Source organism: Limosilactobacillus fastidiosus, from assembly GCF_014145505.1.
Lineage (GTDB): Bacteria > Bacillota > Bacilli > Lactobacillales > Lactobacillaceae > Limosilactobacillus > Limosilactobacillus fastidiosus.
Map to the genome: position 1 here is coordinate 1 of NZ_JACIUZ010000018.1, position 407 is coordinate 407.

The window sequence follows — 407 nt, forward strand, 5'->3', positions numbered from 1 at the left end:
AGTAGTATTTAGGATATTACATGTGTATTCACAATACCTAACTTACAGAACTTTGCTATTTACCACGGCTAGTCCCTAGCCTACGGCTTTTAATCCTTTATGCAAGATATTAACTGCCACATTAATATCCCGATCGTGATGGGTACCACATTTGGGACAAGTCCATTCTCGAATTTCTAGTGGTTTCTTACCACTGTGATAGCCACATTGACTACAAATTTGACTAGTATAGTTTGGCTTAACAGTAATTAATTGTTTACCATACCACGCACATTTATATTCCAACATAGTCCTAAATTGATACCAACTCGCATTGGCAATTGATTTAGCCAAATGATGATTCTTTTGAAGATTCTTGGTTTTCAAATCTTCAATCACAATTACATCATATTGTTTCACCAAATTAG

The 407-nt window shown here is 34.9% G+C and carries 1 protein-coding gene; it reads right to left on the reverse strand.

Annotation, left to right across the window (positions count from 1 at the left end; genetic code table 11):
- Positions 1–75: 75 nt before the first annotated feature.
- Positions 76–407 (reverse strand): RNA-guided endonuclease TnpB family protein (locus H5R64_RS01100; RefSeq protein ID WP_182582557.1); only part of this gene is annotated, 332 nt, incomplete at its 5' end.